The organism is Sphingomonas bacterium, from assembly GCF_903643065.1.
In the GTDB taxonomy this organism is placed as follows: Bacteria; Pseudomonadota; Alphaproteobacteria; order Sphingomonadales; family Sphingomonadaceae; genus Sphingomonas.
This window is the reverse complement of record NZ_CAHJWX010000283.1, coordinates 1-3,888: the sequence shown is the minus strand read 5'-3', so window position 1 is coordinate 3,888 and position 3,888 is coordinate 1. Positions and strand designations below refer to the sequence as shown.

General features: G+C 71.2%; 4 protein-coding genes and 2 pseudogenes. All 6 read left to right on the top strand.

Annotated features, from left to right (window positions below):
* Positions 1–742, top strand: a pseudogene (locus tag HUU95_RS14605) (TolB family protein); the annotation flags it as partial.
* Entirely contained in the window at positions 739–1,032 is a 294-nt protein-coding gene (locus HUU95_RS14600) for a hypothetical protein (RefSeq protein ID WP_254602740.1), read from the top strand. The pseudogene HUU95_RS14605 and the gene HUU95_RS14600, both read left to right, overlap by 4 nt.
* Positions 1,029–1,868, top strand: coding sequence for an alpha/beta hydrolase family protein (locus HUU95_RS14595; protein WP_254602739.1), 840 nt, complete (start codon positions 1,029–1,031; stop codon positions 1,866–1,868). The genes HUU95_RS14600 and HUU95_RS14595 overlap by 4 nt, the downstream gene beginning before the upstream one ends.
* Positions 1,869–1,911: 43 nt before the next feature.
* On the top strand, positions 1,912–2,526 hold the full coding sequence (locus tag HUU95_RS10410) for a LolA family protein (protein ID WP_174280050.1): 615 nt from the start codon (positions 1,912–1,914) through the stop codon (positions 2,524–2,526).
* Positions 2,527–2,818: 292 nt separating this feature from the next.
* The gene (locus tag HUU95_RS10405) at positions 2,819–3,601 is read left to right on the top strand and encodes an exodeoxyribonuclease III (RefSeq protein WP_174280049.1); all 783 of its coding nucleotides are present in this window, start codon (positions 2,819–2,821) and stop codon (positions 3,599–3,601) included.
* Positions 3,598–3,888 (top strand): annotated as a pseudogene (locus HUU95_RS10400) (GTP cyclohydrolase II); the annotation flags it as partial. The gene HUU95_RS10405 and the pseudogene HUU95_RS10400, both read left to right, overlap by 4 nt.

Here is a 3,888-nt window from a genome sequence, read left to right as displayed (position 1 = left end):
GGATCGCGGCGACACGGTGGCGCCGCCCGCCGCGCTCGCGATCGAGCAGGCGCCGGCCGTGCCGCGCGCACTGGCGGAGCGGACGCGGCCCTATCTCGAATATCGCGGCGCCGCGTTTCAGGGCTGGAACCCGCGCACCGGCGCGGCACTGATCCTCACCCGGTTCGGCAACACCGCGCAGGTGCACGAGGTGGCGGCGCCGCTGGGCAACCGGCGTCAGCTCTCGTTCGAGGACGACGCGATCGCGGGCGCGAGCTGGGCGAGGAAGCGCGGCGACGCGCTGGTGGTGCAGAAGGATGTCGGCGGCTCCGAGTTCTGGCAGCTCTACGCGCTGCGCGACGGTCGGCTGACGCTGCTCACCGATGGCAAGAGCCGCAATGAGATCGGCGCCTGGACGCAGGACGGCCGCTGGCTCGGCTATTCGTCGACGCGGCGCGACGGCACGGACAGCGACCTCTACATGGTCGATCCGCGCGATCCGGGGAGCGACCGGCTGCTGGCGCGAGTGTCCGGCGGCGGCTGGTCGGTCGCGGACTTCTCGCCCGACGGCGCCACCGCGCTGCTGCGCGAGGACATCTCGGCCGCCAAGTCGAACCTGTGGCTCGCCGACGTGGCGACCGGCAAGCTGACCCCGGTCGGCGATCACGCCCGCCCGGTCGCCTATGACCACGCGGCGTTCGCGCCCGACGGCCGGCTGTGGGTCACGTCCGACGAGGGAGCCGAGTTCCAGCGGCTGGCGTGATCGACCGCGTCAGCGGCCGGTTCGGCGCGGTGGCGCCCGAGCCGCGCTGGGATGTCGAGGACTTCGCGATCAGCGACGACGGCACGACGATCGCCTATACGGTCAACGAGGCGGGGATCAGCCGCGTCCGGCTGCTCGACGTCGCCAGCGGCCGGGTGCGGACGGCGGCGCGGGTGCCGGTCGGCGTCGTCACCGGCCTCCACTGGGCTCAGATGGGCGGCTCGGTTTCTCGCTCTCGTCCGCCACCGCGCCCAACGATGTCTATGCGCTCGACGCCAGGAATGCCGTGACGCGCTGGACGCACGGCGAGACGGGCGGGCTCGACCCCGAACGCGACGCGAAGCCCGAGCTGGTCGAGGTGACGAGCTTCGACGGCACCCGCGTCTCCGGCTTCCTCTACCGACCCGATGCCCGGCGGTTCCCGGGCAAGCGCCCGCTGATCGTCAGCATCCATGGCGGCCCGGAAAGCCAAGCGCGGCCGGCGTTCGGCGGCCGCGCCGACTATCTGACCAACGAGCTGGGCATCGCGCTGTTCACCCCCAACGTCCGCGGCTCCAGCGGCTTCGGCAAGACTTTCCTCGGGCTCGACGACGGCCCGGGCCGGCGCGAGGACAGTGTCAAGGACATCGGCGCGTTCCTTGACCGGCTCGCCGCCGATCCGGGCATCGACGCCGCGCGGATCGGCGAGACGGGCGGCAGTTATGGCGGCTATATGTGCTACGCGGTCGCGATCCGGTATGGCGCGCGGCTGCGCGCGGCGAATTGCGTGGTCGCGATCTCGAACTGGATCACTTTCCTGCAGAACACGCAGAGCTACCGCCGCGACCTGCGCCGCGTCGAATATGGCGACGAGCGCGATCCGGCGCAGCGCGCGCAGTTGCTCGCCATCTCGCCGCTCACCCGCGCGCGCGAGCTGAAGATCCCGCTCTTCGTCGTCACCGGCGGCAACGATCCGCGCGTGCCGCCGTCGGAGGCGCGCCAGATGGTGGCGGCGGTGCGCGCGAACGGCGTGCCGGCCTGGCACATGATCGCGGCCGACGAGGGGCATGGCTATGTGAAAAAGGCGAACGCGGACTATCAGTTCTGGACGTCGCTGCTGTTCTGGCAGCGTTACCTGCTGAACTGAGCCGGTTCAGCCCGAGTTCAAGCCGCCGGGCTACCACCCGCGCATGACCCCGCTCCCCTTCCTCGCCGCCGCGATCGCGGTCGCGGCGCCCGCCGCGCCGTCCGCGCGCGCCGGCGACCTCCAGCTCGTGCAGGCGCATCTGCGCGGTCTCACCACGATGACCGCCGACTTCAGCCAGATCGACCGCAACGGCCAGACGCTGACCGGGACGTTCACGCTCAAGCAGCCCGGCCGCATCCGCTTCCAGTATCAAAAGGGCGTGCCGCTGCTGATTGTCGCGGACGGGGGCGCGCTGACCTTTGTCGATTATCAGGTGAAGCAGGTGCAGCGCTGGCCGGTCAGGAACTCGCCGCTGGGCGTGCTGATCGATCCCGGCCGCGACATCGGCCGCTATGCGAAGCTGTCGTCCGGGACCGATCCGCGCCTGCTCGCGGTCGACGCGAACGACCCCGCGCACCCCGAATATGGCCGCATCACCCTGGTCTTCGCGCGCGGTGGCGCGGGGCCGGCGGGGCTCGCGCTCCAAGGCTGGGTGGCGCTCGACAGCCAGAACAACCGGACGACGGTTCGCCTGACGAATCAACGGTTTGGCGTCGCGGTCGCCGCCAATGCCTTTGCCTGGACGGATCCGCGACCGCACGTCGCGGGCCCCCGATAGATGTCGCGTTCATACAAGCGACAGGTTCGCCCGGCTAAGGCGCCGGGGCGGAACGGGTCGGCGTGGGGTTTCCCCCTGTTGCCCGCGTCGGGTTCGTTCCCGCCTGCGTGACGAACGCTAGGTCGGCCCTCGCTCCAAGCCCCCGGAGCGGGGGCCTTTCGCGTAGCGCGGATGGGAGCAGCGAAGCGGCTCCCAAGACGCGCAAGCGCAGCCGGCGGGGCAGCGCCAGCCGAACCCGTCCGACGTCACGACGCGGCTTTGCCGCAGCGCTCCGCTCTCCTAAACACCGCCCGTGAAGATCGCCTCCTGGAACATCAACTCGGTCCGCTTCCGGATCGACATCGTCGCGCGGTTCCTGCGCGAGGCGGCGCCCGATATCCTGTGCCTGCAGGAGACCAAGGTGATCGACGCCGACTTCCCCGTCGCCGCCTTTCACGCCTTGGGCTATCGCCACCTCCTGCTCCACGGCCAACGGATGCATCACGGCGTCGCGATCGTCGCGCGTGTGCCCGTCGCGGCCGATGACCGGCTTGACTGGCAGGCGAACCGGGAGGCGCGGCACATCGGCGTGGCGCTTCCGAATGGCGTGCGGCTGGAGAACGTCTACGTCCCCGCCGGCGGCGACGTCCCCGATCGCGAGGCGAACCCCAAATTCGGCCAGAAGCTCGACTTCCTCGATCGCATGACGCGCTGGTCGGCGGCGCTGGACACGCCGACGCTGCTGGTCGGCGATCTCAACATCGCGCCGCTGCCGGCCGACGTGTGGAGCCACAAGCAGCTGCTCGGCACGGTCAGCCACACGCCGGTCGAGGTGGACGCGCTCGATCGGCTGATGGCCTCGAACAGCTGGGTCGATCTCGGCCGCCATTTCCATCCCGCGCCGGCGCGGCTGCACACCTGGTGGAGCTACCGCGCCAAGGATTGGGCGGCGTCCGATCGCGGTCGCCGGCTCGATCATCAATGGGCGACCGCGGACGTCGCCGCCAGCGCGGTGTCGCATCACGTGTTCGAATCCGCCCGCGCCTGGCTCAAGCCCAGCGACCATGTGCCGATCATGACCGAGTTCGCCTGGTGAGCGCGGACCCGCGCGCCGCCGCGCGCGCGATCGACGCATTGCGGCGCGGCTGGCCGATCGCGGTGGAGGGCAGCGCGATGCTGGCGGTCGAGACGGCGGACCCCGCCCGGCTCGACGCCTTCGATCCGGGGAGCCAGGCGGCCATCCTGATCTCCGCCGGCCGCGCCGCGACGCTCAAGCTGGTCAACCAGCGCGCCGCCGCCGATCCCGGGCGGCCGGTGCTGGTCGAGCGCGCGCCCTGGCTGGGTCTCGCCGAGGCGGTGGCGCTGGCCGATCCGCAATTCGAT

Bases quoted from the DNA above. Each gene is read 5' to 3' on its own strand.
- HUU95_RS10410 (WP_174280050.1), top strand. From the start codon at position 1,912: ATGACCCCGCTCCCCTTCCTCGCCGCCGCGATCGCGGTCGCGGCGCCC.